This window comes from Parvularcula dongshanensis, assembly GCF_014199615.1.
Lineage (GTDB): Bacteria > Pseudomonadota > Alphaproteobacteria > Caulobacterales > Parvularculaceae > Parvularcula > Parvularcula dongshanensis.
Genome location: NZ_JACHOB010000001.1, coordinates 357,076 through 383,089 on the forward strand (window position 1 = coordinate 357,076; position 26,014 = coordinate 383,089).

General features: G+C 67.5%; 23 protein-coding genes. 10 read left to right on the top strand and 13 right to left on the bottom strand.

The genetic code is table 11. The features are described 5' to 3' along the window. Window positions 1-27: 27 nt before the first annotated feature. Complete coding sequence (locus GGQ59_RS01615; protein ID WP_183815220.1) at window positions 28-471, bottom strand: hypothetical protein; 444 nt, start codon at window positions 469-471, stop codon at window positions 28-30. Between the two features lie 139 nt (window positions 472-610). Between GGQ59_RS01615 and GGQ59_RS01620 the strand changes: the two genes are divergently transcribed. The 3 genes from GGQ59_RS01620 (at window position 611) to GGQ59_RS01630 (ending at window position 6,371) form a co-directional block, all read left to right on the top strand. Next, window positions 611-1,768 (top strand): baeRF3 domain-containing protein, encoded by a 1,158-nt coding sequence (locus GGQ59_RS01620; RefSeq protein WP_183815222.1) that lies wholly within the window; start codon window positions 611-613, stop codon window positions 1,766-1,768. Between the two features lie 98 nt (window positions 1,769-1,866). After that, complete coding sequence (locus GGQ59_RS01625; RefSeq protein WP_183815224.1) at window positions 1,867-2,757, top strand: ABC transporter ATP-binding protein; 891 nt, start codon at window positions 1,867-1,869, stop codon at window positions 2,755-2,757. Next, the gene (locus GGQ59_RS01630; RefSeq protein ID WP_183815226.1) at window positions 2,757-6,371 is read left to right on the top strand and encodes an ABC transporter permease/M1 family aminopeptidase; all 3,615 of its coding nucleotides are present in this window, start codon (window positions 2,757-2,759) and stop codon (window positions 6,369-6,371) included. Before GGQ59_RS01625 ends, GGQ59_RS01630 begins: the two co-directional genes overlap by 1 nt. Window positions 6,372-6,864: 493 nt before the next feature. Here GGQ59_RS01630 and GGQ59_RS01635 read toward each other — a convergent pair whose 3' ends face one another. Together GGQ59_RS01635 and GGQ59_RS01640 are read right to left on the bottom strand one after the other, a co-directional pair. Next, window positions 6,865-7,500 (bottom strand): UdgX family uracil-DNA binding protein, encoded by a 636-nt coding sequence (locus GGQ59_RS01635; protein WP_183815227.1) that lies wholly within the window; start codon window positions 7,498-7,500, stop codon window positions 6,865-6,867. Further along, entirely contained in the window at window positions 7,501-8,280 is a 780-nt protein-coding gene (locus tag GGQ59_RS01640; protein WP_183815228.1) for a response regulator, read from the bottom strand. 265 nt (window positions 8,281-8,545) lie between these two features. Here GGQ59_RS01640 and GGQ59_RS01645 point away from each other — a divergent pair, with 265 nt between their 5' ends. Then, on the top strand, window positions 8,546-10,264 hold the full coding sequence (locus GGQ59_RS01645; RefSeq protein WP_183815229.1) for a matrixin family metalloprotease: 1,719 nt from the start codon (window positions 8,546-8,548) through the stop codon (window positions 10,262-10,264). A gap of 4 nt (window positions 10,265-10,268) precedes the next feature. Here the strand turns inward: GGQ59_RS01645 and GGQ59_RS01650 are convergent, their stop codons facing one another. Continuing rightward, window positions 10,269-11,576, bottom strand: a complete 1,308-nt coding sequence (locus GGQ59_RS01650; RefSeq protein WP_183815230.1) for a glycoside hydrolase family 130 protein — start codon at window positions 11,574-11,576, stop codon at window positions 10,269-10,271. Window positions 11,577-11,625: 49 nt separating this feature from the next. Beyond that, window positions 11,626-13,947 (bottom strand): glycosyltransferase family 4 protein, encoded by a 2,322-nt coding sequence (locus tag GGQ59_RS01655; RefSeq protein WP_183815231.1) that lies wholly within the window; start codon window positions 13,945-13,947, stop codon window positions 11,626-11,628. Window positions 13,948-14,109: 162 nt separating this feature from the next. Between GGQ59_RS01655 and GGQ59_RS01660 the strand changes: the two genes are divergently transcribed. Beyond that, window positions 14,110-15,249, top strand: a complete 1,140-nt coding sequence (locus tag GGQ59_RS01660) for a glycosyltransferase (protein WP_183815234.1) — start codon at window positions 14,110-14,112, stop codon at window positions 15,247-15,249. Window position 15,250: 1 nt separating this feature from the next. On the opposite strand, the gene ypfJ is transcribed toward GGQ59_RS01660, so the two are convergent. The 4 genes from ypfJ to GGQ59_RS01680 all read right to left on the bottom strand — a co-directional run bounded on the left by ypfJ (window position 15,251) and on the right by GGQ59_RS01680 (window position 17,485). Then, window positions 15,251-16,144: a KPN_02809 family neutral zinc metallopeptidase gene (gene ypfJ / locus GGQ59_RS01665; RefSeq protein ID WP_183815236.1), complete on the bottom strand. Its 894-nt coding sequence runs from the start codon at window positions 16,142-16,144 to the stop codon at window positions 15,251-15,253. A 77-nt stretch (window positions 16,145-16,221) separates the two neighbouring features. After that, window positions 16,222-16,437 carry a helix-turn-helix domain-containing protein gene (locus tag GGQ59_RS01670; protein ID WP_183815238.1) on the bottom strand — a complete coding sequence of 72 codons (216 nt, stop codon included), beginning with the start codon at window positions 16,435-16,437 and terminating at the stop codon, window positions 16,222-16,224. Continuing rightward, on the bottom strand, window positions 16,434-16,886 hold the full coding sequence (locus GGQ59_RS01675; RefSeq protein ID WP_183815240.1) for a hypothetical protein: 453 nt from the start codon (window positions 16,884-16,886) through the stop codon (window positions 16,434-16,436). The genes GGQ59_RS01670 and GGQ59_RS01675 overlap by 4 nt, the downstream gene beginning before the upstream one ends. 53 nt (window positions 16,887-16,939) lie before the next feature. Beyond that, window positions 16,940-17,485, bottom strand: a complete 546-nt coding sequence (locus GGQ59_RS01680) for a DUF2721 domain-containing protein (protein ID WP_183815242.1) — start codon at window positions 17,483-17,485, stop codon at window positions 16,940-16,942. A gap of 58 nt (window positions 17,486-17,543) precedes the next feature. On the opposite strand from GGQ59_RS01680, the gene secB reads away from it, so the two are divergent. Beyond that, on the top strand, window positions 17,544-18,053 hold the full coding sequence (gene secB / locus GGQ59_RS01685) for a protein-export chaperone SecB (protein ID WP_183815244.1): 510 nt from the start codon (window positions 17,544-17,546) through the stop codon (window positions 18,051-18,053). A 35-nt stretch (window positions 18,054-18,088) separates the two neighbouring features. On the opposite strand, the gene GGQ59_RS01690 is transcribed toward secB, so the two are convergent. Both GGQ59_RS01690 and GGQ59_RS01695 read right to left on the bottom strand, forming a co-directional pair. Next, complete coding sequence (locus tag GGQ59_RS01690; protein ID WP_183815247.1) at window positions 18,089-18,970, bottom strand: CpsD/CapB family tyrosine-protein kinase; 882 nt, start codon at window positions 18,968-18,970, stop codon at window positions 18,089-18,091. A 16-nt stretch (window positions 18,971-18,986) separates the two neighbouring features. Then, entirely contained in the window at window positions 18,987-20,603 is a 1,617-nt protein-coding gene (locus tag GGQ59_RS01695) for a GumC family protein (protein ID WP_183815249.1), read from the bottom strand. Window positions 20,604-20,806: 203 nt separating this feature from the next. Between GGQ59_RS01695 and rfbC the strand changes: the two genes are divergently transcribed. Genes rfbC through rfbA form a run of 4 tightly spaced genes read left to right on the top strand, consistent with a single transcriptional unit; the run spans window position 20,807 to window position 24,258 of the window. Beyond that, complete coding sequence (gene rfbC / locus GGQ59_RS01700; protein ID WP_183815251.1) at window positions 20,807-21,403, top strand: dTDP-4-dehydrorhamnose 3,5-epimerase; 597 nt, start codon at window positions 20,807-20,809, stop codon at window positions 21,401-21,403. Between the two features lie 13 nt (window positions 21,404-21,416). Further along, window positions 21,417-22,469: a dTDP-glucose 4,6-dehydratase gene (gene rfbB, locus GGQ59_RS01705; protein ID WP_183815252.1), complete on the top strand. Its 1,053-nt coding sequence runs from the start codon at window positions 21,417-21,419 to the stop codon at window positions 22,467-22,469. Further along, window positions 22,469-23,347, top strand: coding sequence for a dTDP-4-dehydrorhamnose reductase (gene rfbD / locus GGQ59_RS01710; RefSeq protein WP_183815253.1), 879 nt, complete (start codon window positions 22,469-22,471; stop codon window positions 23,345-23,347). The genes rfbB and rfbD overlap by 1 nt, the downstream gene beginning before the upstream one ends. Continuing rightward, a complete protein-coding gene (gene rfbA, locus GGQ59_RS01715) occupies window positions 23,344-24,258 on the top strand; it encodes a glucose-1-phosphate thymidylyltransferase RfbA (protein WP_183815254.1) in 915 nt (304 codons plus the stop codon). The genes rfbD and rfbA overlap by 4 nt, the downstream gene beginning before the upstream one ends. On the opposite strand, the gene GGQ59_RS01720 is transcribed toward rfbA, so the two are convergent. Together GGQ59_RS01720 and GGQ59_RS01725 are read right to left on the bottom strand one after the other, a co-directional pair. Continuing rightward, window positions 24,226-24,942 carry a hypothetical protein gene (locus GGQ59_RS01720; protein ID WP_183815255.1) on the bottom strand — a complete coding sequence of 239 codons (717 nt, stop codon included), beginning with the start codon at window positions 24,940-24,942 and terminating at the stop codon, window positions 24,226-24,228. The two genes, rfbA and GGQ59_RS01720, sit on opposite strands and share 33 nt — an antisense overlap. Further along, entirely contained in the window at window positions 24,939-25,961 is a 1,023-nt protein-coding gene (locus GGQ59_RS01725) for a glycosyltransferase family 4 protein (protein ID WP_183815256.1), read from the bottom strand. The genes GGQ59_RS01720 and GGQ59_RS01725 overlap by 4 nt, the downstream gene beginning before the upstream one ends. Window positions 25,962-26,014 lie beyond the last annotated feature (53 nt).

The following is a 26,014-nucleotide window of genomic DNA, read 5'->3' on the forward strand; positions in this document are numbered from 1 at the left end:
TGACGGCCCGTCCTAGCCTCGGCGAGGTTAACGGTCAGCGGCGAGGAGCGCGGGCAGACGGTCCTCCGCCCCCTCGCCGGGCGCGAAGCCCTCCGCGCCCGTGCCCTGCCCGAGCGTCAGCGCGGCCAGGATGACCGCCCGCGCCTCCCCCTCGCCGAGCGCGAAGCCGCGCTGCGCGCCGAGCGCCGCGACCTTGGCGTCGAGCCCCTCATGGACGCGCAGGATGAGCGGCGCGGCGCCGCCCCAGAAGAGGCAAGGGCGCTCACGCGGCCGCTCCGCTTCGTGTGCGACGAACAGGTCCGCTTCCCCGGATGCTTCCGGTTCGGCGCCCAGGGCCGCGAGCGCCTCCTTCTTCGCGCCGCCTGCCGCGACCGTGCATCTCCAGCCGCGAAGCGCGAAGGACGCGATCGTCGCGCCCGCAGCGCCGATAAGGGCCGACGCGTTCGGGCCCGAAAAGTGAACGTGACGCATGACGGTTTCGCAAGACGGCTCCGCTTCGCCGCTAGCGCCCGCCCTGCGACCTCGCAAGCGCAGGCGCGAGCGAAACCGCGGCCCGGCCGGCCGTGTTCCGGAAGGCATAGAAACAGCTTCCACGCGAAAGGAGCCCTTCATGGCCACCCTGCTCGAACAACGCCTGCAAAGCCTCGCCCCGCTGATCAAGGACCCCGCCGCGCCCGGCGCGGACGCACCCGGCGGGAAGGCGGCGAGCGTCGTCAGCCTGATCTACCCGACGCCCGACGTGAGCGGCGATCAGCACAAATGGGACATCGCGCAGAAGAACATCCTGTCGCGCCTGGACGAGGATCACGGCCTGAACGAACGCGCCGCCGCGAAGCTGCGCGACTACGTCGCCAGCATGGACACGGAGCACCTGCCCACGGGCGGCTTCGCGCTCTTCGCCGACGGCGAGGACGTCACGATCCACCCCCTCACCGTCCGCCCCGCGCCGACCCTGCATGAGGGCGAGGTCTACGCCCTGCCCGCCCTCGTCGACGCGGCGGCGGCGCAGCGCTACTGGGTCGTCGTCCTCGACATCGACGCGCCCCGCCTCTTCGAGGTGCAGGGCGGCACCTGGACCGACAGGACGCCCAAGGAAGTGATGACCTTGTCGGGCGAGATGGGCCGGACCGAGCCCATGGCGTCGGTCACCTTCCACTCCTCGGGCCGTCCCCATATCGGCCAGGCGGGCCACGCCGCGGCCAAGTTCCACGGCCTCGGCACCGCGACGCAGGACCTCAAGCAGACCGAGATCGAGAACGTGCTGACGCGCTTCGCCGTGCAGGTCCGCGACGTCGTCAAGGGCGACTCCGATCCCGTCCTCCTCGCGGGCGACCCCAAGCGCACGGGCCTCTTCCGCGGCCACTTCGATCACCAGCACCTCGTCGAGCCCGACCTGCACGTCGCGGGCGATGCGCTCGAGCTGCGCGAACTCGCGGGCCGGGCGGGCGATGCGATGAAGGCGGAGGAGGACAAGCGCCGCAAGGCACTGCTCGACGAGCTCGACCGCAACACGCTGACCGACAACACGAACCTTCTCCTCGAGGCGGCACGCGAAGGCAGGATCGCCACCGTCTACCTGCGCGAGGACGGCGCCGGTCTCCTCCACGGCGACGACGAGCGTCTGAAGATCGACTCGGTCGACGACTGGGAGGTCGAGGCCCGCTCCTCGATCGTCGCCTACGCGCTCAAGAACGGCGCCTCGCTGGTCCTCTTCGGCGAGGAGATGGCGGACGACCTGCCGCTGATCTCGGCGAGCATGCGCTACTGAGGCGCGCATCGGGGCGCTCGGAAAAACATCCGGGCGCCCTCTTTACCGATATTCGATAAGTTCTTAGCTTTCCTTCATCCAAAGGCATGGAGGGGCGGATGCTGCGCATCGAAGGACTGACCAAGACGTATGCGAACGGCGTCAGAGCGCTTGACGGCGTGACGCTCGACGTGGGCCGCGGCATGTTCGGCCTCCTGGGCCCGAACGGCGCGGGCAAGTCCTCGCTCATGCGGACCCTCGCGACGCTTCAGGACGCCGACAGCGGCAAGGTCGACTTCGACGGGATCGACGTCCTTCGCGACCCGGACCCCGTCCGGCGCCAGCTCGGCTATTTGCCCCAGGACTTCGGCGTCTATCCGCGCATCTCCGCGATCAAGCTCCTCGACCACATCGCGGTCCTCAAGGGCCTCTCCGACGCCAAGGCGCGCCGCGCGACGGTCGAGGCGCTGCTGCGCCAGACCAACCTCTGGGACGTGCGCAAGAAGGCGCCCTCGACCTACTCCGGCGGCATGCGCCAGCGCTTCGGCATCGCGCAGGCCCTGCTCGGCGACCCGCGCCTCATCATCGTCGACGAGCCGACCGCCGGCCTCGACCCCGAGGAGCGCAACCGCTTCCACAACCTCCTCTCGGAGATCGGCGAGAACGTCGTCGTCATCCTGTCGACCCACATCGTCGAGGACGTCTCGGACCTCTGCTCGGACATGGCGATCATGAATGGCGGCCGGATCGCCGCCTCGGGACGGCCTTCGGACCTCATCGAGTCCGTACGCGGCAAGATCTGGCGCAAGGTGATCGACAAGGCGGCCCTCGAAGACCACCAGGCCCGCCACACCATCGTGTCCGCCCGCCTGGTCCAGGGCCAGACGGTCGTCCGCACCTACAGCCTCGGCGACCCCGGCGACGGCTTCGCGCCGGTCGAGCCCACGCTCGAGGACGTCTACTTCGCGACCATCCGCGACGCGGTCGGCCCGTTGGCGGAGGCCGCCTGATGCTCGGCTCCGTCATCCGCTTCGAGCTCTCCTACCAGCTCAAGAGCGCGGCCTTCGTCCTCATCTTCGCGCTCTTCTTCCTCTTCGTCTTCGGCGCCGTCACGATCGATCAGATCCAGATCGGCAGTTCGGAAGCGGTGCACATCAACTCCCCCGCCGCGGCGCAGCAGATCATCGCCGTGATGGGCGTGATCGGCATGTTCATTCCCGTCGTCTTCCTGGCGACGGGGGTAACGCGGGACAGGACCCTGGGGACGGAGGAGACCTTCCGATCGACGCCCGTCGGCGACCGCACGCTTCTTCTCGGGCGCTACGTCGGTGGCCTGATCGTCAGCTGGCTGTGCTTTGCGAGCGTGCCGCTCGCCTTCCTCGCGGGCTCGCTCATGCCCTGGCTCGATCAGGAGCAGATGGGGCCGTTCAACCCCGGCCAGGTCTTCTACCTCTACCTGCTCCTCGGCGTCATCAACATCGCGGTCGCGGGCACGGTTCTCTACACCATCGCGAACCTTACCCGCTCGCTTCTCGCGGCCTGGATCGCGATGATCGCGCTTCTGATCGGCTGGGTCGTCGCCGTCTCCCTGATCGGCGAGCTGGAGACGCGGGACACGGCGGCCCTGTTCGAGCCCTTCGGCATCGGCGCCGCGTCCGAGCAGACCCGCTACTGGACCGCGGCCGAGCGGAACGCGCAGGTGCCCGCATTGAGCGGACTCCTGCTGCAGAACCGGCTTCTTTACGGCGGCGTCGCGCTCGTCCTCCTCGCGATCGACCTCGCCCTGCCGCGCGGCCTGCGCGTACCCGGCGCCCTGCGCCGGAAGAAGAAGCTCGAAACCGGCCCGGCCCCCGCCGCGCTTCGCCCGGTCGACCTTCCGCGCACGACGCCCGCGCCCTTGGGCGCCGCGTCCTTCCTTCAGCTCGGCCGCCGGACCCGCTTCGAGGTCGGCGGCGTGGTCCGCTCCGTCGCCTTCTGGGTCGTCCTCCTCCTGTCGATCGTCAACACGGTCGGATCGCTGTGGGACACCGGCAACATGTACGGCACGCAGAGCTACCCGGTGACGCGCCTGATGGTCACCGACATCCTCGGCGCCTTCTCCTTCATCCCGCTCGCCATCGCCGTCTACTACACGGCTGAGCTCGTCTGGCGGGAACGGTCCCACCGCTTCCACGAGATCGTGGACGCGACGCCGACGCCCTCCTGGGTGCTCGTCTCGGCGAAGTTCCTCGCCGTCTTCGTGATCCTGGTCGCCCTCGCCGTCGTCGCCGCGCTGACGGCGATGCTGATCCAGACCTTCCGCGGCTACGCCGCCTACGACGTCGGCCAGTACGCCTTGCGCCTGGGCATCGACTTCGTCATCGCCTTCGGCCTCCTGACGGTCCTCGCGCTCTTCTTCCAGGTGCTGACGAACAACCGCTGGGCCGGGATCGGCGTCATCCTCGCCTTCTTCGTCGTCTCGATCGTGCTCGACCAGATCGGCTTCGAGAACGTTCTTTACACCTACGGCTCGACGAGCGGCTGGATCCCCTGGTCCGACATGAACGGCGGCGCGCAGTTCGTCGGCATCTCCTTGTGGCTCACGCTCTACTGGTCGCTCTTCGCGGTCGCGCTCGCCGTCCTGACCTTCGTCTTGTGGAGCCGAGGCAGCCTCGAGCCGATCGGGGGCCGCCTGCGCAGGCTGCCTTCGCGTTACGGCACGACCTCCGCGATCGTCACGGGCGTCGCGCTCATAGGCTTCGGCGTCGTCGGGACCTGGATCTGGTACAATACGAGCGTCCGCAACGACTACTTGACGGCGGAGGACATGCGCGACGGCGCCGAGGCCTATGAGCGCCGCTGGCGCGAGTACGAGTTCGCGCCCCAACCGACGATCACCTCGGTCGACCTCGACATGGCGCTCTATCCGCACAAGCGCGCCTACGTCGCGGACGTCGTCTACACGATCGAGAACCGCGAGGACGAGCCGCTGACCACCGCCCATGTCGATTACGGGTGGCGGACCACCGTGCTGGAGCAGTCCATCGAGGGGGCCCACATCGAGGAAGCCGCCCCCGAGGACGTCCACTACGTCTTCGCCTTCGACACGCCGATGCAACCGGGCGAGACCCGTACCCTTCGCGCCAAGGTCGAGAGCACCAATCCCGGCTTCAAGAACCGGGGCAACCAGTCCTCGGTCAACTGGAACGGCACCTTCGTCACCAATGACGAGGCCCTGCCGCAGATGGGCTGGGGCGGCGGCAAGATCCTCACCGACCGGGCCGAGCGCCGCAAGCGCGGCCTGCCGGAGGATCCCCGGATGCCGGCGATCGACGACGAGCGTTATTGGGACCGCTCGATCCTGGGTGCGGACTGGATCGACTTCCGCGCCGAGATCACGACCGATGCGGACCAGATCGCGGTCGCGCCGGGCTACCTCGTCTCCGACACGACGACGGGCGACCGCCGCACCTTCACTTACGAGCAGGACGTGCCGATCCAGAACTTCTTCGCCGTTCAGTCTGCGGACTACGAGGTGAAGGAGGACCTATGGGACGCGCCCGAGGGCCAGGACGACGTCACGCTCCAGGTCTTCTACGACGAGCACCACCCCTACAACGTCGACCGCATGATCGAGGCGATGAAGCTCAGCCTCGCGCGCTTCTCGGCGGCCTTCTCGCCCTTCCAATACCGGCAGATGCGCATCCAGGAGTTCCCGGCCTACCAGACCTTCGCGCAGAGCTTCCCCAACACCGTGCCCTACTCCGAGGCGATCGGCTTCATTCAGAAACCTGACGAGGACGACGACATCGACGCGGTCACCTACGTCACCGCGCACGAGGTCGCGCACCAATGGTTCGGCCACCAGCTCTCCGCCGCGCCGGTCCAGGGCTCGACCATGCTGATCGAGAGTTTCGCTCAGTACGGCGCGCTCCTGGTCATGGAGGACCTCTACGGACCCGAGCAGATGCGCAGGTTCCTGCGCTACGAACTCGACGGCTACCTCTCGGGGCGGGCGGGCGAGCCGATCGAGGAGATGCCGCTCGCGCTCGTCGAGAACCAGCAATACATCCACTACCAGAAGGGCGGCCTCGTCATGTACCTCCTGCGCGACGTCGTCGGCGAGGAGGCGGTGAACCGCTCCCTCGCGCGGATGATCGATCAGTGGGCCTACAAGTCCCGCCCCTACCCGAGATCGACCGACTACCTCGCCATCCTGCGCGACGAAGTCGGGCCCGAGCATCAGGACCTCGTCACCGACCTCTTCGAGCGGATCGTCCTGTGGGACGTCGACACCGAGGAGGTCCGTGCGACCGAGCGGGCGGACGGACGCTGGGACGTCACGCTGAAGGTCGCAGCGCGCAAGCTCGTCGCCGACGGGGCGGGCAACGAGACGGAGGAGGACTTCACCTTCCCCATGGACGTCGGCGTCTTCACCAAACACCCGCGGGAGGCGAAGCGCGGCGAGGACTACGTTCTGTTCTTCGAGAAGCGAGAGGTCCGCACGGGGACGCAGGAGATCACGGTCACGGTGGACGAGCGCCCGGCCTATGCCGGCGCCGACCCCTACAACAAGCTGATCGACAGGACGCCCGAGGACAACGTGACGGCCGTCACGGTCGAGGAAACGGCGGGCGCGGACTAACATAAGGCGGCGAACTTATCCCCATGTTCTTAGCCTATGGCACTCTTCTCCCGTCGCGGCAGGGCCGGGGCGGGGCGGACAGCTGACGTCTCCCTTGCCTGCCGCTGCGGGACCACGTGCTGAGGCGTCTGGTAGATGGAATGCTACCCACGTCCTCAGGCCAGACACGCGCCGGGCGAGCTGAAGAACGGCCCCGGCGGATCGCGCTGAGGAGCGTGGAGGGTCCCGTACCGCGCGTCAGGCTACGGTGTGGGACCCTTCACGCCGCAGCACCTCCAAATCAAACCCTTCGCTGCGGCGAGCCGCGCGCGGGACACCCCGGACCATCGTACCACCGCGCAAGCGGACGATGAGCGCTGCCTCGCTTCCGGTCTCGCTGGCCCCGCGCCCGCTGGCGCCCGGGGCCGAAGGCCCGTGCCGCCAGCCCGTGCTCAAGTAGCCGAAGGCGGTAGCACCACTAAGAATGCAGCGAGCATCGCGAGCGACAGCGCCACTAAGAAAGCCCTGCCACGAACTCGCGGCCCATCCGCAAATCGTCTACGAAGGCCGCCGTCTCGGCCTCCCGCATCTCGTCGTCCGGGATACGCAGGAGGTAGGAGGGATGGACGGTGACGAGGAGGTGGCTGCCGCCCTCGATCGGACGGATGTCGCTGCGCATCGACTTGATGGTGCCGGACTTGCCCGTGATCCCTCTCACCGCCGAGGCGCCGAGCGCGATGACGAGGTCCGGCGCGACGACCTCGCGCTCGCGGGCGAGCCACGCCTTCGCGCAGACGTCGATCTCGGAGACCTTGGGCTTCTCGTGGATGCGGCGCCGTCCGCGCTGCACGAACTTGAAGTGCTTGACCGCGTTGGTGACGTAGGCGTTCGACCGGTCGATCCCGGCGCGGTCCAGGCACTCGTCGAGTACCTGGCCTGCGGGCCCCACGAAGGGTTCGCCCGCGAGGTCTTCCTGGTCGCCGGGCTGCTCGCCGACCAGCATGATCTGCGCGGCGGCGCGTCCTTCGCCGAAGACGGTCTGCGTGGCGGGCTCGTAGAGCGGACAGAGCGTGCAGCCCGCCGCCTCCTCGCGGAGGGCGTCGAGGACGGCGTCGGCGTTGCCGACCGCGCGCGAGAACAGGTCCGCCACTCAGGCCGCCAGCAGTTCGGGGCGTATGGTCGTCGCAGCGAAGTAGAGCGCCGCCCGGACGACGTCGTCGCGGAACGGCTTGGAGATGATGAAGGAAGGCTCGTGCTCCGACCCCGTCAGGACCTCGTTCGGATAAGCGGTCACGAAGATGGCGAGCGTATCGTACTCGGCGGACAGCGTCCGCACGACGTCGGTGCCGGTCTTGCCCGCCCCGAGGTCGTAATCGCAAAGGACGATGTCGGGCGGGCTCGCCTGCGCAGCCGTCATCGCCTCGTCGTAGCTACGAGCCATCGTGACGATGCCGGCGCCGGCCTTACGGGCGAGCTGGGCGAGATGCTGCGCGATCAGGGGTTCGTCCTCGACGACGAGGACGGACTTGCCGATCGGGGTCTGACGGCCGCGCCGCGTCGCGCTGAGAAGGCGGACGACCTCGCCGGCGCTCCGGTCCAAGACGGTCGCCGCCTGATCGACGCTGAGACCGAAGACGTCGATGAGGACGCCTGCCTGCCGCTCGACGGCCTGCCCGGGCGACAGCACGTCGATCACGGTCCGGGCGGAGAAGGCAGGGGCGCAGTCGTCCACGTGCATCTTGCGCCAGGTCCGCGTGGCCTGCGTGAAGAGCGAGACGACCGTCCCGTCGCCCGCCGGCAAGCGCGGCGCGAGCGCGGCGACGAGCCGGTCGCCGGACTGCTGATCGCCGAAGACGGCGCGGAAGTAGCGGCGGAGCATCGCGGCCTCGAGAGGCGTCAGGCCGTGTCGTGCGACAGAAGCGCTCGCCAAACTTGCCCCCCTTGCCCGATCCTGCGCTACCATCTACCGACCACGCGCCTCTCGGCGCCCCTCCCTTGCCTGGCGCGACGGACGGATGACGCCCGGTGCACCTTCGAAGACGGACTGCGAACGCCTGCGGGGCGAGGCTGGTTCCCGCCGAAGTCGCAAAGAGGCCCGCGCTTCAAGTTAGGAGCTGGCAACCATACAGCTCGTGACGGCAGCGAACCGTTCATCTACCGTAGGTTAAGAGGGGCTGAAGGGCAGGAGGGGCGGCATGCCGACAGCGGTATTTAGAGACGACAGCGGTCAAGACAGTGCCGTTCTGAGGGGACTGACGTTCTTACAGGTTTGGGAGCGTAACGACGACAACACGCCTCTTCACTTTACTTACCACCTCAGCGATTCCGGCGTTGAAACCTGGGATCCGCACGAAGTTGCAGCGATGGCAAATGCCTTCGAGACGTGGTCGGCGGTCGCCAATATTAGGTTTGAGGAGGCAGTAGACGAGGGTGGCGCGACTTTTGTAGAGAGTCTCTACCGTGCGGACCCAACTGACCTCGGGTTCCACGAATTACCGTACGGTAGCACCAGCGCGCAAACATTCGGACAGTTCAACATTGCTGGAGAGGGGTGGACTGCGGCTGGGCTTAAGCCTGGCGGCTATGGTTTCGTGACCCTTCTGCACGAACTCGGTCATGCTTTAGGCCTAGAGCACCCTCACGACGACGACCTATTTCTAGGCGTAACAAACGATACTGATACGGGTACCTTCGGTCTAAACCAAGGCCTCTACACCGTAATGGGCTATGCGGATGGTTGGTGGGATCAAGGCGAGTTCCTTCCTCGCGAATATGGGTGGAATCAGAGTCCGATGGCGCTCGACATTGCTGCGATCCAAGCGATCTACGGGGCAAACAATTCGACGCGTCGTGGGAACGACATCTACCGGCTAGCTGATTCGGACGCCCCAGCTGGCAGTAGTGGGGTGGCGACTGGTTACGCAGCAATATGGGATGCGGGCGGGACGGATACGATCCGCTACGATGGCAATAAGGACGCCTACGTTTTTCTTGACGACGCGACGATTGATGATAGCCCGACTGGCGGGGGGCTCCTTTCTTACGTGGAAGGCATCCACGGCGGCTTTACCATCGCAAGTGGCGCGATCATTGAGAATGGTGCGACGGGGGGCGGAAACGATGTTCTTGTCGGAAACGAAAGTGCCAACCAGCTAAGTGCCGGTAGTGGCAACGACATTATCTATGGGCTCGACGGATCGGATATTATTTTCGGCGGCGATGGCGACGATATCATCGTTGGAGATCATGAAAGCGTCACGACCTTTGGCGCTGCTTTCCCGCGTCCCACTACCTACGCGTTGCCGAATGGCCTTGCGCACGGCGATGGCAAAGTAGGAATAACAGAAGTAGACGGGAACCGAAGCGCCTACTCCGCACTAGATCTCTCAAATCAGTTCGCGCCGTCCGAAAATCCGATCATCGCAAATGGTAACCTTGGTTACGCCGTCACCGTAGATGCCAGAACCGACGGCGTTAACCTGCAGTACTACCTGGTAACTCTTGAACAGGACACGGTGGTAACTATCGACGTTGACGGAGCCTGGAAGGGCTATGAAGGTGCAGGCAGCTTTGATTGCTACATCGCCATCGAAGATTTTGCAGGCAACAGGATCGCTTTCAACGATGACGGTTTTGTAGAAGATCCAGGCACGAATAGTCTTGGCCCGTCTTCCCACAACCTAGATAGTTTTCTGACTACGATTCTGGGAGCAGGAGACTTCTATATTATCGTCGGTCAGTACTCGTATGATGAACAATACGATCAAGAGCCTGTACAGACAGAAAGCAGCTACACACTACATGTGTCGGTCCAGCCGGAAGTTACAGCTTCGTCCCTCCCCGCCGGGGACGGCCTCGGCATGATCGGCTACTACTACGAAACGCCGGACGGTTGGGCGGAGGCTTTAGCCTAGCCCCTCAGACCCGCTCCATCTGATCGATCAGGTCGCGCACACCGATGTCCATGCAGCGGACCTCGTAGTCGGCGAGGCCGAAGGGCAGGACCAGGCGGCCGTTGTGGACGATGCCGCCGCAGGAGTAGACGGCGTTGGGGACGTAGCCGTGACGGTCGGTCTCGTCGGTCGCGATCAGGGGGCGGGGCGTCCTGGCGATGACCTTAGAGGGATCGTCCAAGTCCACGAGCGCGGCGCCGAGCGTGTACTCGCGGACCGGGCCGACGCCATGCGTCAGGATCAGCCAACCCTCTTCGATCTCGATCGGCGAGCCGCAATTGCCCATATGCATGAACTCCCAGTCGTAGGCGGGCTCGAGGATGACCTCGCCGCCGGACCAGTTGCCGATGTCGTCGGAGTAGAGAAGCCAGACCCGCTCCGCATCCTGACGGCCGAGCATGGCATAGTGGCCGTTGACCCGGCGGGGGAAGAGCCCCATGCCCTTGTTGCCGACCGCATCGCCCTCGAGCTCCATCAGCTCGAAGCGTTTGAAGTCGTCCGTCCGCAATAGCTGCGAGGCGATGTGTCGGCCGTCATAGGCCGTGTAGGTCCCGTAATAGGTGCGTTCGCCACCGTCCTCGAACCGGATCAGACGCAGATCCTCGAGCCCGTTCGAGGTCGCGGCCGTCAGCGGGAACAGGATGCGCGAGCCGAGCTCGCCCTCGTGCTCGAAACCGACCTCGGCGACCTTCGCTTCGGTCATCGTCCCCTCGCGCATCCGGAAGCCCTTGAGAACGCCGGACTGGTAGACGTCGGGCGTTTCCAGCACGCTGAGCGTGCCGTCCGCCCCGATCCGCCCCTCTCGGAAGGCGACGGAAGAGATGTGCCCTTCGCCAACCGCCCTGACGGACAGGACGACGCGCATCCCCTCGCCGCCCTCGTCGTCCGGGTGCGGCACGATCGAGGGGTTGAAGTAGGCCGTGGACTTGAAGGTGTACTCGGACAGGAAGTAGCTCGCGATCAGGCGCTGACGCAGCGGTCCGATGCAGTCGATGTCGATGAGGCCGTGGCGGATCTTCTCCCACCGGTCCTCGACCATCGAATCCCAATCGGGGTGTCGATGGACGTAGTGAGCACGAATGGAGTCGAGGAGGCGTTCTGCGTGCTCGTCCGTTATGCCGCAGAGCCGGTGGGCCGTCGCCCGCAGCTTGCCCGCCTCGTTGCTCTGATAGGGCGCTCGGATGACCACCGGCCCGAAAGGCTGCAGCAGCACCGCCTCTTGATCGGGCGGCAAGGCGAGGTCTTGCAGTCGGGCACCGTCCAGCAGTCTCATAGGCTCTCCTGTGCCGGGGGCGCCGCCCCGGCCTCTTCGGTCTACGGTCTCATGCGCCCGAACCGAGCGCTGCCTTAGGCGCCCTTGTCCGCAGCGCCGCGATGGTCGCGGCGGCTTGGGCGTAGGCGAGTACGGACTCGGCGCCGCAGTTGCCGTTCGGGCGCGCCGCATGCAAGCCGTCTTTGCAGGCGCCGTCCGACAGGTCGACGAGAGGGGTGTGCAGACGGTTGCCGCCCGTGAACCACGCGAAGAAGCGGTCCGCGACGCGCAACCACGCCGCCTCGCCCGTCGCGCGGTAGGCCGCCGCGGCCGCGTCGATCATCGCCGTCGCCTCGACCGGCTGCTCGTCGCAGAGCGCATCGGCGGCGAAGTCTCGGCCGAAATTGCCCGTCGCGACGAGGTGGACGTGATCGCCCCCGTCCTGGACCCGGGTCAGCCAACGCAGCGCTTCGATTGCGGTCTTCCGCCAGTCCGCCCGACCGCACACGGCGGCCGCTTCCAGAAGCGCCTCGCAAAGCCGGGCGTTGTCGTAGGCGAGTGCGGTCTCGAACCAGCGCCAATCGTGTCCGCCCTGACGGGCACGCTTCTCGACCTCCGTCCATTGATGCATCATCAGCGCGCCGAAGCGTTCGAAGACGGCGTCTCCGTCCGGTCCCCGGCGGCGGCGGCGCGCCGCCTCGCCGAGGACGCAGAAGGCGAGCGCACGAGCCGACGTGACATGCTCCCGCAGGTCGCGGACCTTGAGGTAGAGGTGCTCCGCCCACTCCCGCAACGCGGGATCGTAGGCGTCTGCGCTCGCGACCCCAAGCGCCCAGAGCGCGCGGCCCGAGCTGTCCTCCGAACCCGTTCTTTCCAGCCACTGGCGGTCATAGGCGAGGAAGTTGCGGAACCGACCCGCTTCCGGGTTCCAGGCGTGCTCGAGGAAGGCCGCGCAGGCCGAGACCGCATCCCCGAGGCGGGGATCGACGTCCGCCCGCCCCGCTGCGGCGCCGCAGGCGATCAGCACGCGCGCGCAGTCATCGGTGCAATAGCCATGCGCCCGGTCCGGCACCTTGAAGACGGCGTGTTGCGAGATGCCGACGCTGTCCGTCATGCGCAGGAGGTGACCGAAGGGCTGCTGGACGAGCGGTCGGGCGGGCGGCACGCTCTGCGGCGCCTCGCCCGTGCGGCGGAAGTCGACGACCCGGACCCTGCCAGTCGGCTTTTCCGCCGCGGCGGCGCCAAAGAGCGCAGCGTAGGACGCGCCAACCGCGTCCCAGGTCATGGGACGGGCCGCCTCCCAGATCCGGGCCGACAACGCCGCGCGGTCCTCGTCATCCGTGAAGAGCGCCGTTACCTCCTCGGCGATGGCGTCCGGGTCGGCGAAGGGGACGATCCGGCCGAGCCCGTCCGTCAGCAGCTCCTCCGCGTGCCAATAGGGCGTCGAGACGATCGGCAGCCCCATGCCGAAGGCGAAGGTCAGCGTGCCGGAGGTGATCTGGCGCGGGTTGAGGTAGGGCGTCACGTAGACGTCGGAGAGCTGGAGAAGGTCCAGAAGCTCGTCCGTCTTCAGGTACTGGTTCACGAAGTGCAGATGCGCCTCGACGCCGAGTTCGCGCGCCCGTGCCACGAGGCCTTCTCGATAGGACTCGCCGCTCTGCGCCACGATACCGGGATGGGTCGCGCCCGCGATCACATAGGTCGCCTCTGGCACGGCGCTCGTTATGGCAGGCAAGGCTTCGACGACGTTCTCGAGGCCCTTGCCGGGTCCGAGCAGGCCGAAGGTCAGAAGCACCTTGCGGCCGGCGAGGCCGTGCGCCTCCTTCAGCGCCGCCCGGTCGCCAGGGGCGCGGTCGGGGAAGCCATGCGGGATGAGCGCGATCTGATCGCTCGGCACGCCGTAGGTCTCGCGCAGCATCGCCGCGCCTCGCTCGGCCATGGTGACGAGCTTGATCGAGTGGCCGATGACGGCTTCCATCGCGCGGCGCTGATCGTCGTTCGGGTCCGGCAGGATGGTGTGCAGGACGCTGACGATCGGTTTTCGCAGCGTGGTCAGGAAGGCTTCGATGAAGGCCCCCGCCGGGCCGCCATAGATGCCGAACTCGTGCTGGATGCAGACGACGTCGACATTGGACCGGTTGAGAACGCGCGCCGCCTCCCGGTAGCTCTCCTCGTCGTCGCGGTCGATCACCGTAAGGGCGCCTCGCGCGACGGGCTCGCCCTCGCGCGCGACCGGCACGACGGGATGGCCGAGGGGCGCGGCCGCCTCAACCGACCGGCGCAGGTCCTGACAGAAGGTCGCAAGCCCGCATTGCTGGGGCGGGTAGGTTCCAACGAAGGCGACACGGGCGGCGCGCGGGCCGGTGGGCCGCTGGGTCGAGGAGCTTGTCATGAAGCGGTTCCGTCTAGGACCGACGGACGGGTCCGCCGGCGGGCTGCGCTACCTCCCTGAACACCGCGGGGTGACCTGAGTTCGCAACCGCAGCACCAAATTGGGAGTGGCCAAACGCAGCGCTCACCTATCTTTTACGCTCAGGGAACGAGTGAGACCGCCATGCCGACCCGCAACGCTGCCAGCGCGAAGCCGATCGCCTTCTTCGTCCATCATCAGGGGCGCGGACATGCCAAGCGCTGCGAGGCGATCTTGCAGCACTTGAAGCGCCCGGCCGTGATCCTCTGCGCCGACCCAGGCCTCTTTACCGACCTGCCCGGCAGTGCCGAGGTCGTCCCCCTACCGAACATGATCGGCGCACCGAGCCGCACGCCCGCCCTTCACGACGCGCCGGCGAGCCCGACCCTCTACTGCGCGCCGCTGGGCGTGACAGAGGTGCGCGAGCACATGGGACAGATCGCGCAGACGCTGCGCGAGCGCGACCCGGCGCTCTTCTTCATCGACGTCTCGGCCGAGATCGCTCTCCTCTCACGCATCCTTTCCGTCCCTGCGGTGAAGGTGCGGATGCATGGCGACCGGAACGACCCGAGCCACGTCGCCGCCTACGAGGCTTGCGTCGGGATGGTGGCACCGTTCGACGAGACGATCGAGCAGGCGGATTATCCAGCCTGGGCCCGCGCCAAGACCTTCTACTCCGGAGGCCTATGCACGACGACGGCCCCTGTGCCGGACAAGACCGCCGCACGAGCGAAGCTCGGCCTGGACCCCGACCGAGAAGTCATCCTGACCCTAACGGGCGGGGGCGGCGCGGGCACGCCTTACGCGCCGCTGACGATGGGGTGCCGCGCCCTGCCCGGCGCCGACTGGCACGTGATCGGCCAGACGGTGCGCGAGGGGCACGAGACGGACTTTCGGAACCTGACCGAGCACGGTTGGGTCGAGGACCCGCTGACCTGGATCGCCGCGGCCGACGTCGTGATCGCGAGCGCCGGCGACAACACGGTGCACGAGGTCGCCCGGGTCGGACGCCCGTTCCTGTGCGTGCCCGAGTGGCGCTACTTCGGCGAGCAGGTGCGCAAGGCAGAGGCGCTGCACCGGGCGGGGGCGGCTCACACCCTTACCGTATGGCCAGGAGGGGACGAGGGCTGGCGTGCGGCGATCCAGGCGGCGAGGGCGCTGGACCTGGACGCTCAGCGCGCCCTCTTCGCCGAGGACGCCGGCGCGAAGATCGCAGGCTACCTCGACGAGACCGCGGACAGGCTTTGGGCCGGCGAAGCGCAGGCCGCTTTGGCCGCAGAGTAGTTCAGAGGTCCTGCGCGCTCAGCGTGTCGCAGGCGCGCATGTCGCCGGACCTGTAGCCGACCGAAAGCCAACGCTGGCGCTGCTCCGAGGTGCCGTGGGTGAAGCTGTCCGGCACAACCCGGCCTTGGGACTTCCGCTGCAGGGCGTCGTCGCCGATGGCCTGCGCCGCGCGCAGACCTTCCTGGATGTCGCCTTCTTCGAGCGTGAAGCCGTCGAGGCGCTGCGCGTTGTTGGCCCAGACCCCGGCGAAGCAGTCCGCCATCAGCTCCATGCGGACCTGCGCCGAGTCCGCCCCCGAACGCTCGCCCGTGCGGGCCTGCATCTGCGAGACCTGTTGGGAGATGCCGGTCACGGTCTGCACGTGGTGGCCGACCTCGTGCGCGATGACGTAGGCCCGGGCGAAGTCGCCGGGGGCGCCAAGTTGGCGGTCGAGCTGCTCGAAGAAGGAGGTGTCGAGGTACACCTGCTGGCCGCCCGGGCAGTAGAAAGGCCCGACGGCGGCATTCGCGAAACCGCAGCCCTGGGTCTGCACGCCCCCCGCGAAGAGGTTCAGCGTCGGTTCGGGATAGTCGCCGAGGCCGTTGGCCTGAAACTGCTCGGTCCAAACGTCCTCCGTCGTCGCCAGGATCGCGTCGATCTCGGCGTCATAGGGACTGGTGCCGCCCTCGCCGCCGCGCACGCTCTGGCCACCCGACGAACCCAGCGGGTTCACGCCCATCTGCGAGAGCAGGAAGAAGGCACCGACGGCGACAACCACGCCGACGATGCCGAAGCGGCTGAAAATCGCACGGAGCAGCATGAGGCCGACCATGCCCCCGCCCCCGCCGAAAGATCGGCCGCCCTCGCCTCGGCGGTTCACGACGTTGCTGCTGCGGCGATAGTCTTCCCAACGCATGGACGGCTCCGGTTCGTCAAAGGCGAACCGCTAACACGCGCGGAGGCGTCGCGTCGCCGACAGGCGCTGCGAAGAGTTCACTCGGCTGCCGGCGTCGACGCCTCCTCGTCGTGGAAGATGCCCTCGATCGGCCGATCGAACAGGCGCGCGATGCGGAAGGCGAGCGGCAAGGAGGGGTCGTATCGCCCGGTCTCGAGCGCGTTCACCGTCTGCCGCGAGACGCCGAGCGCCTGGGCGAGGCGGGCCTGCGACCAACCCCGCTCGGCGCGCAGCTCGGGAAGCGCGTTCTTCACGACGCCGCACCTGCCGGCCGGGGCCGCCGGCGTGGCAGGCATACGAGGTAGCAGCTCGCGTAGATCATGGTGGCAAAGCCGACATGGTCGACGAGGAAGCCGGGCTTCGGCAGCCCGAGCGCCGCGACGTAGGTCGCGCACGCCGCGATCAGGACCTCTTCGCCGGCTTCGCCCTTGCTCAGAAGGATCAGAGCGAAGACGTGCGGCACCGCATAGATCATGGTGCGCCGCCCTGGGTCCGACATGTCGCCGAAGACGAGGTCGAGGCTGCCTCGCTTCGCCTCCTCCGTCGGTCGAGCGACGATGGCGTAAGAGAGGCTACCGGCAAGGACGAAGTCGGCCGAGACCATCAGGACCGCCGAGCCGCCGTTCTGCCACGGCGCGATCACCAGACCCGCGCTCGCCGAAGCGAGGGGGATCGAAGCGGTACGCCACGCGCCAGCACCCACGCCCCCTTCTCCTTGTCAACGTCCCTTGACAATGGATCGGCGCCGTCCAGCTGTCAAGCTTCCTTTCCTTGCCGACGGTCTTGGCGGTCCTGACGGTCCATCAAGAGCTCCGTTCGGACCCGGACAGACCCCATCGCCACCGAGATCTCGAGGAGGAGGAGCGTCAGCCCCGTCATCAGCAGGCCCATGGTGGCAACGAACAGGATCGCGATCAGGACGTTGAGGTCGAGCCCGAGAAGGTCCCCGACGAAGAGGAGCGCGACCACCGAGCAGACGGCGAGCGCGGCGGCTGCGCTCGAACCGATCGCGCCGTTGATCAACGTCATCCGCCGGGACAGCGCCGCCAATTCGCGCCGGTGACGCCGCGTCTCCTCGGGGCCTTCGCCCTCCTCGAGCAGAGTCTCGATCTTGCGCGCCCGGTCGATGACCCGCGCGAGGCGTTGGGTCATGACGTTCAGGATCGCCCCGACCCCGGCCAGCAGGAAGACCGGCGCGACCGAGAGCTGGATCACGGCCGCCACCGTCAGGGCGTCGGTGGCAAGGGGAAGAGTGTCGGCGTCCATGCGGCGCGGGGTGGCGGCGCCGCCCGGTCCGGTCAAGCCTTGCCGGTCTCGCGTCGTGCCGTTACCCCGCCGCGACGCAAACCGAAGGCTGCCGATGTCTGAGACTCCGCCCGAACCCCAAACGCCGCAAGGTCCCGAAGGCGCGCCCGGCGACGCGCCGGCGATGCGCGTCCTCAACCAGTACGTGAAGGATCTGTCCTTCGAGAGCCCGAACGCCCCCGAAATGGTGCGGCCCGACCTGCCGCCGCCCGCCGTCGAAGTCGCGGTCGACGTCAACGCGCGGGGCCTCGGCTCCGACCAGTACGAGGTCGAACTGAGCTGCTCGGCGACGGCGACCCGCGACGGCAAGACCGTCTTCGTCGTCGAGACGAACTATGCCGGGCTCTTCCTGATCCAGAACGTGCCGCAAGAGCAGATCGAAGGCGTGCTGCTCGTCACCGCGCCGCAGCTTCTGTTTCCCTTCGCACGTCAGGTGATCGCCTCGGCGACGGCGGATGGCGGCTTCAACCCGCTCCGGCTTGAGCCACTCGACTTCGCCGGCATGTACACGATGCAGAAGGCGCGCGCGGCGCAGGGCGGCGAGCCGCCGGTCGGGCACGCGTAAGGGGCTCGGGGGCGGCCTGCGCCGCCCCCGGCCGATCAGTAGTAGTCGTAGGCGGCGCCGGCGCCTTCCGCCTTGTTGAGGACGGTCCCGATCAGCTTGTCCTTAGGGATCTGAGCGACCGTCTCTTCGAGGTGGCTGAAACGGCTCTCGCCGGCCGCGACCACGAGCAAGACGCCGTCGAGGCGGGGCATGACCGCCAGCGTGTCGTCGCATCCCGTCATGGGCGGCAGGTCGAGGATGACGAGGGCGTCCTCCGCGACGCCGCGAAGGGAATCGAGCGCGGCGGCGAACCGGGAACTCGCGAGGTGCTCTGCGCTCATCTCCGTCGAGCGGTCGGTCAGCATGAAGAGCAGGTTGCCCGCTTCGTTCCGGTAGAGATAGTCGAGCGCCTGCCCCTCTCCGCGGAAGTAGTCGATCGAGGGCTTGAAGCCGGTCGCGTCGAGGTACTGAGCGACGGCCGGCCGACGATAGTCGAAGTCGGCAAGGATGACGGTCTGCTCGGGACGGCGCGCACAGGCGAGGGCGAGGTGGATCGCCGTCACGGTCTTCCCCGCGCCGGGCGCGGGAGAGGTGATACCGAGGACTTGGCCGCCCTTCACCTTCATCGCCTCGAGCACGCGGGTCCGCAGGATGCGGAAGGCACCGTCCACGACCGCGCTGTCTCCGCCTTGACTACCGAAGCTCTCGCGGAAGAAGGCGATGTCGGCCGTCAGCGGCGGGAAGACGTGCGTGTTCGACGGCGCGGACGGCGCGTGCAGCGGCTGCAGCGCTTGGACCTGCGGGCGCGAGGGTTGCGGCTCCGCGCGACGCGCATACTCCTGGCGCACCGGCGGCTCGACGGCGGGGCCGTCTTTGGTCGGCAGGGGATCGCTCACGCCTGCGCGGGCGCGGCGAAGGGCCTCTTCGAACTCTCTCATAAGGTCCTCCTCGCGCTCAGGTGAGCGTTTGATATGCGGTCCAGGACAGGGCGACGCCGAGGACGACGGTCGCTGCGGTCAGGGACGCCATGGCGATCCGCTTCGGCGTCCGCTCGTCTGCGGTCTGGAAGCGGGGAACTTCGATGACCGGCGTGCCGGGCATCATGTCCTCGAGATGAGACTTCGACTGCACCTTCGCGAACAGGACCTCCGGTATGAGCACCAGCGCACCGGCCAGGGCGCCCGCGAAGGCGAAGACGGCGAGGGCGAGCTTCGGCTTGTCCGGGCTCGACGGCTCGTCGGGCAGGATGGGCTGCTCGAGCACGAGCACCCGCTCGCCCTTTTGCTGCTGCTCGATGCTCTCGGAGCGCATGGCTTCCTGCCGTTTGGCTTGGATGCCGGCCAAGTCGCGGCTCAGCCGCTCTCGTTCCTGCTCGAGCGTGAACAGCCTTGTTTCGACTTCGGGAAGCTTTCCAATGCGGCTCTCGAGGTCCTCGACCTGGCGATCGATGTCCGCCCGCGCCTGCGTGAGCCCTTCGATGCGGCTGGTCAGGGTCATCATCTGGCCCTGATAGCTCGCCTCGGAGGCGGTCACCGGCCCATTGGTCGCCGAAAGCGTCCGAACCTGCTCCTGAAGCTCCGAACGCCTGGCCGCGATGCGATCGTAATCGGCGCTTCCTTCGTCCTCATCCTCGAGCTGGCGCCCGAGCAGCGCGATCTCCTCGCGCGCATCCTCGCGGAAAGCGCTCGGATCGAGGTCGCGCTCGAGGTCGAGGACCTCCTCCTTGAGGGCGATGACGTCGGGATAGGTCTCCTGATACTGGCGGCGCAGCTGCGCCAAGAGGCGCTTCTTCGCGCGCAGATCCTGCTCCTCGGGCGAGCCGGCGCTCTCGAAGACCGGCTTTTGCAACTGGAGCACGCCGATCTGGGTTTGCGTGTCGGAGATTTGCGACTCGATCCGGTCCCGCTCGATCAGAAGGCGCTGATAGGTCGACTGATACAGGCCGCGGTTGTCGGGCAGCGCGTTCGGGTTCTGTGCCTTGATCTGCGCGATGTCGTCGGTGATCTGAGCGAGGTTGCGGCGAACCTTCTGCTCTTCCTCGCGAAGGAAGTCGGTCGTCCCGCTCGCCTGCTCGGTCCGGATCTCGACGATTGTGGCCTGAAACTGGGTCATCAGCTCGTTCGCCACGCGTTGGGCCAGGGCGGGGTTGGCGTCCATGAAGCTGATCTCCGCCATCACGGAAGCGTTCTGTCCGCGCCGACCGGTCTGCCGGCGATCGATCTCGATCCTGGCCTGATCCTGCATGATCCGGTTCTTCTCGGTCCGGGTCATTCGCTCGTTCCCGAAGACGCCGTAGCGCTCGCCGACGCGGATGATGTTGTCACGCGCCATGACCTGGGCGCGAACGCGCAACATGCGCTCCTCCGCCTCGGCCTGCACGGTGGACCGGATGATGTCGTCGGGAATTTGCTGCCCCTCGACCAGCAGGAGTGCCCGGCTCTTGTAGAGAGCGGGCATCTGAGAGATCGCGAACAGGCCGAGCATGGCGAGGATCGCGAAGGGGATCGCGAACCAGTACCAGCGTTGCCTCACCATCCGTAGGATGTCCTGAGGTGCGAAGTTGAAGCGCATCGTTGCGACCCTGCGTGACGTATCGCCGGTGCCCTCGACCAGCAGACAAAGGGTCTACCGCAGGCCCGGCGATGGGACAATCAAAGGCTGTCCGCAAGCTTCGTGCCTCGCCAAGCATTGATCGCTGCGGCGCGGGCCGAGCCGGCACGGTTGCAGGGCTAGACGCTTCTGGCTAACCGAACCCGCTACTCGAGGAAGGCAGCATGGCCGAGATCGCGCAGACAGCGGTACCCCCCGTCAGGCGCGTCGTTCCGCGGCGCTTCGGGGACGAACGCGGCTTCTTCTCGGAGACGTGGCGTGCCGATTGGGGACTGCTCGAAGCGGGCGCCTTCGTTCAGGACAACCACGCCTGGTCCGCCGAGGCCGGAACGATCCGCGGCCTTCACTTCCAGTTCGGACCATCCGCGCAGGCGAAGCTTCTGCGCGTCGTCACCGGCGCCATCCTCGACGTCGCCGTCGACATCCGGCGCGGCTCGCCGACCTTCGGCCGCCACGTCGCCGCCAAGCTGACGGCCGAGGGCGGCGAGCAACTCTTCGTGCCGCACGGCTTCGCGCATGGTTATGCGACGCTCACGCCGGACGCCCACGTCCTCTACAAGGTCGATGCGCCTTACGACCCGAAGCGCGAGGGCGCGGTCCGGTGGGACGATCCCGCGATCGGCATCGATTGGGGCGTTACAGACCCGGTTTTGTCCGACAAGGATCGCGCGGCGCCTCTCTTGCAGGACATCGACACGCCCTTCGTCTTCGACGAGGGGGCCCCTTATTCTTGCCGCAGCCTCGACCGGCCTGCGGCCTGACGGAAGCGAACTCATGCGTTACCTGATCACGGGCGGGGCCGGCTTTATCGGTTCCGCCGTCGTCCGCCGCCTGATCGAGCAAACGGATCACGAGGTCTTGAACCTCGACGCGCTGACCTATGCCGGGAACCTAGCCTCGGTCGCGCCCGTTGCCGACAGTCCGCGCTACCAATTCGTTAGGGCCGACATCACCGACGCCAAGGCGATCGGGGACGTCCTGGACAGCTACAAGCCCGACCGGCTTCTCCACTTCGCCGCCGAGAGCCACGTCGACCGATCGATCGACGGCCCGGCCGCCTTCGTGAACACGAACGTCGTCGGCACCTACGTCCTCCTCGAAGCCGCCCGGCGTTACTGGATGGGCCTCAAGGACGGCGCGAAGCAGGACTTCCGCTTCCAGCACATCTCGACGGACGAAGTCTTCGGCACGCTGGGCGAAGAGGGCCTCTTCCGCGAGGACAGCCCCTACCAGCCGAACTCGCCCTACTCGGCATCGAAGGCGGGCTCCGATCACCTCGTTCGCGCCTGGGGTGAGACTTACGGCCTGCCGGTCGTCACGACCAACTGCTCGAACAATTACGGCGAGTACCAGTTTCCCGAGAAGCTGATTCCGCTGATGATCATCAACTCGCTCGAAGGCAAGAAGCTGCCCGTCTACGGTCAGGGCACGAACGTACGCGACTGGCTCTGGGTCGACGACCACGCCCGCGCCCTCGTCCTCGTATCGGAACAGGCGAAGCCGGGCTCGACCTACAATGTCGGCGGCCGGGCGGAGCGCAAGAACATCGACGTCGTGCGCGCGATCTGCGCCGCTGTCGATGCGAGCGGCGCGGGTGCGGTCTCGTCTTGCGAAGACCTGATCGAGTACGTCACCGACCGGCCGGGCCACGACGCGCGCTACGCCGTCGACTGCACCAAGATCGAGCGGGAGCTCGGCTGGACCCCTTCGGTCGACTTCGAAGAGGGCCTGGACCGCACGGTGCGCTGGTACCTCGACAACCGCGACTGGTGGCAGGCGATCCGCGACGGCTCCTACAAGGGCGAACGCCTGGGCCTCGCCTCCTGATGGACCGCCTGCTGATCACGGGCGCCCACGGCCAGGTCGGGACCTACCTGACCAGGCTCGCCGACGCGCACGGCTTCGTGGCGATCCCGCTCGGCTCGAAGGATCTCGACATCTCCGACCGCGAGGCGGTCGCGCGCGTGATCGGCGCCGAGAAGCCCGACGCGGTCGTCAACGCCGCCGCCTACACGGCCGTCGACAAGGCCGAGGGGGACGAAGCACGCACCCATGCCGTCAACGCGGATGGCCCGGCGAACCTCGCCGCTGCCTGCGCCGGCGTCCCGCTCTTGCACTTTTCGACCGACTACGTCTTCGACGGGACGGGCGAGCGCCCCTATCGCGAAGGCGATCCGACGCGGCCCCTGGGCGCCTACGGCCGGACCAAGCTAGCGGGCGAGGCGGCGGTCAGGTCCGCGCCCCTCGGCACGGTGATGCGCACGGCCTGGGTCTATTCAGACGTCGGATCGAACTTCCTCAAGACGATGATCCGCGTCGGCCGGCAGCGTGGGGCCTTGAGCGTGGTCAGTGACCAGCACGGCACGCCGACCCATGCGGGGGACATCGCCGAAGCGGCGCTCCGCATCGTGCGCCAACAACTCGAAGGGCGCGAGGCAACCGCGGGTCTCTACCATTACACCGCCAGCGGACAGACGTCCTGGCACGGCTTCGCCGCCGCCATCTTCGAAGCCCTTGCGGCGCAGACCGGCGAGCGCGTCGCGCTGACCGCCATCCCCTCTTCCGACTACCCCACCCCGGCAGCGCGGCCCGCCTACTCCGTCTTGGACTGCGCGCTGATCGAAGAGACCTTCGGCGTGACGCGCCCCGACTGGCACGTGCCCGTCGCAGGCACCGTCGAAGCGGTTTTGAAGGACGACCAATGACCAAACCCATGAAGGGCATCATCCTCGCGGGCGGCTCCGGCACGCGGCTTCATCCGCTCACCATGGTGATGTCGAAGCAGCTGCTACCGATCTACGACAAGCCGATGATCTACTACCCGCTGACGACGCTGATGCTGGCGGGCATCCGCGAGATCCTGATCATCACCGCGCCGCACGAGGAGGACCGCTTCAAGCAGCTCCTCGGCGACGGCAGCCAGTTCGGCATCGAGCTGACCTACGTCGTCCAGCCCTCGCCCGACGGCCTCGCGCAGGCGTTCCTGCTCGGCGAGGAGTTCTTGGACGGCGCCCCCGCCTGCCTCGTCCTCGGCGACAACATCTTCTACGGCTCGGGCCTCCAGGAGAAGCTGATGCGTTCGGCCGGCCTCGACGCCGGCGCCCGGGTCTTCGGCTACTACGTGCACGACCCCGAACGGTACGGCGTCGTCGAGTTCGACGAGGACTTCCGCGCGCTGTCGATCGAGGAGAAGCCCGCCAGCCCCAAGTCGCACTGGGCGGTCACGGGGCTTTACTTCTACGACGCCACCGTCTGCGAGCGGGCCAGGGGCCTCAAGCCCTCGCCGCGCGGCGAACTCGAGATCACCGACCTCAACCTCACCTACCTGCGCGACGGCACGCTCGACGTGGAACGGCTCGGGCGCGGCTACGCCTGGCTCGACACAGGCACGCACGAATCCATGCTGCAGGCGTCGAACTACATCCAGACCGTGCAAGAGCGCCAAGGCCTCCTCGTCGCCTCGCCCGAGGAGATCGCCTACGCGAAGGGCTTCATCACCCGCGACCAGCTTCGCGAGCACGGGGAGAAGCTCAAGAAGACCGTCTACGGCCAAAGCCTCATCGAGATCGCCGAGGCGGGCCGCTCAGCGGTATCCCCAGAGAGCCTCGCGCTCTAGGTCGAGCCTTTCGTCGACATAGGCCTTGTCCTGATCGGAGAGCGGGGCGCGGGCCTTGGGGGCGAAGATCTTGTTGCCTTCGCCCTTGTAGCTGCCGACCGGCCGGTACTCGTCGTAGAACATGCCCCATCGCCCAAGGGCGTCGAGGAACCCCTGCGGGTCCGCCCGAAGGTCCTCGTACCGTAGGAAGGCGAAGGCGGGCGACCGCTGCGCGAGGCGTTCCCAGTTCTCTGCCTTGAGGCGGCGCAGCGTCACCGCGTCCGCGATCGGCGCAGCTGCGAAGGCCTGCCGCTCATGCACCATCTCCGAGCCCCATTGGGGGTGACCGTCCGGCACGCCGAGGAAGTGGTCGTCCCAGACGCATCGCCATTCGGTCCGGATGAAGTCCGCGAACGGCAGGGCCGCGACCTCTTCTGGCATGTGCCAAGCCTTCTCGTGCAGGCTCTGGAGCCAGTCCTCGGGGTTGCGCACGATGACGAGGCCGAGCGTGTCGGCAGGCAGGCAGAGCGCCTCGGGCACGAACCAATGCTTGAACCCGAAGACCTCCGTGAAGATCGCCGAGGTCACGTTCGTCTCGAGGAGGCGGATCAGGAAGTTCGTGCCCGAACAGCGCTCGCCGAAGACCTGATAGCGGCTGACCCGGGGGCTGTCCGGCACGTGCGCCGAGAGGAAGGGGAAGCTCACGACAAGAGGCCTTCGTAGATCGAGGCGTAGCCAGCCGCCATGTGGTCCGCGGTGAAGCGCGCTTCGAACCGCGCCCGGACCTGGGCACGGTCCAGCGTCCTTGCGCGGATCAAGGCTGCTGCCGCCTCGTCCTCCGTTTCGACGATGAAGCCCGTCACCCCCTCCTCGATCACCTCCGGCACGCTGCCGCGGCGGTACGCGATGACCGGCGTGCCGCAGGCCATCGCCTCGATCATGACGAGGCCGAAGGGCTCGGGCCAGTCGATCGGGAACAAAAGCGCCTCCGCGCCGCCGAGAAAGTCCTGCTTCGCGGCGTCGCCTACCGGCCCCACGAAGACCGCGTCCGTACCCAGGAGGGGCTCGACCCGCTCGCGGAAGTATCGCGGGTTGCCGAGGTCGACGCCGCCCGCGAGGCGGCAGGAGAGCCCCGCCCCCCGCGCGATGCGGATCGCGGCGTCAGGCCGCTTCTGGTCCGTCATCCGCCCGATGAAGGCGGCGTAGCCGCCCCCGCCAGGCCCCGCCTCGTACCTGTCCGCGTCGAGTCCGTGATGGACGACGCCGCGCAGGTTCGCGCCGACATAGGCGCTGCCCTGATCCTTACTGATCGCCGCGATGGGCAGGTCCGGGAAACCCTCGAAGAAGGCGTTCCGGTCGGCCTGGTCCAGGCGCCAATGGACCGTGGTCAGCGTCCGCTCCCGGACGTCGCGGAGGACCGCGGCGTGCGCGAACTCGGTGTGGCAGTGGATGACGTCGAACGCCCCCGCCCGCGCCGCCACCGCATCCAGCATCACCGCCTCCCGGGCACCGGGCAGGCCGGGGGGCGCATCTTCGATTGCGGAGATGGCCGGTCCTTGGCCGATGAGCCGGGCACTCGTCAGCGAGCCGTCTGCCGCGAACAGCGTCACGTCGTGACCCGCCCGGACGAGCGCCTCGGTCAGGTCGAAGACGACCCTTTCCGTGCCGCCCCGGTCGGCGGGCGGGACGGTCAGGAAGAGGGGGCAGACCTGGGCGATACGCAACGGAAGGGACTCCGATTTCTTGATTCAAAGCAAGAGGCTGTAAGATTCACGGC

Coding starts and splice junctions, on each gene's coding strand:
- GGQ59_RS01615 (WP_183815220.1), bottom strand. CDS start 471: ATGCGTCACGTTCACTTTTCGGGCCCGAACGCGTCGGCCCTTATCGGC.
- GGQ59_RS01620 (WP_183815222.1), top strand. CDS start 611: ATGGCCACCCTGCTCGAACAACGCCTGCAAAGCCTCGCCCCGCTGATC.
- GGQ59_RS01625 (WP_183815224.1), top strand. CDS start 1,867: ATGCTGCGCATCGAAGGACTGACCAAGACGTATGCGAACGGCGTCAGA.
- GGQ59_RS01630 (WP_183815226.1), top strand. CDS start 2,757: ATGCTCGGCTCCGTCATCCGCTTCGAGCTCTCCTACCAGCTCAAGAGC.
- GGQ59_RS01645 (WP_183815229.1), top strand. CDS start 8,546: ATGCCGACAGCGGTATTTAGAGACGACAGCGGTCAAGACAGTGCCGTT.
- GGQ59_RS01650 (WP_183815230.1), bottom strand. CDS start 11,576: ATGAGACTGCTGGACGGTGCCCGACTGCAAGACCTCGCCTTGCCGCCC.
- GGQ59_RS01655 (WP_183815231.1), bottom strand. CDS start 13,947: ATGACAAGCTCCTCGACCCAGCGGCCCACCGGCCCGCGCGCCGCCCGT.
- GGQ59_RS01660 (WP_183815234.1), top strand. CDS start 14,110: ATGCCGACCCGCAACGCTGCCAGCGCGAAGCCGATCGCCTTCTTCGTC.
- ypfJ (WP_183815236.1), bottom strand. CDS start 16,144: ATGCGTTGGGAAGACTATCGCCGCAGCAGCAACGTCGTGAACCGCCGA.
- secB (WP_183815244.1), top strand. CDS start 17,544: ATGTCTGAGACTCCGCCCGAACCCCAAACGCCGCAAGGTCCCGAAGGC.
- GGQ59_RS01690 (WP_183815247.1), bottom strand. CDS start 18,970: ATGAGAGAGTTCGAAGAGGCCCTTCGCCGCGCCCGCGCAGGCGTGAGC.
- GGQ59_RS01695 (WP_183815249.1), bottom strand. CDS start 20,603: ATGCGCTTCAACTTCGCACCTCAGGACATCCTACGGATGGTGAGGCAA.
- rfbC (WP_183815251.1), top strand. CDS start 20,807: ATGGCCGAGATCGCGCAGACAGCGGTACCCCCCGTCAGGCGCGTCGTT.
- rfbB (WP_183815252.1), top strand. CDS start 21,417: ATGCGTTACCTGATCACGGGCGGGGCCGGCTTTATCGGTTCCGCCGTC.
- rfbD (WP_183815253.1), top strand. CDS start 22,469: ATGGACCGCCTGCTGATCACGGGCGCCCACGGCCAGGTCGGGACCTAC.
- rfbA (WP_183815254.1), top strand. CDS start 23,344: ATGACCAAACCCATGAAGGGCATCATCCTCGCGGGCGGCTCCGGCACG.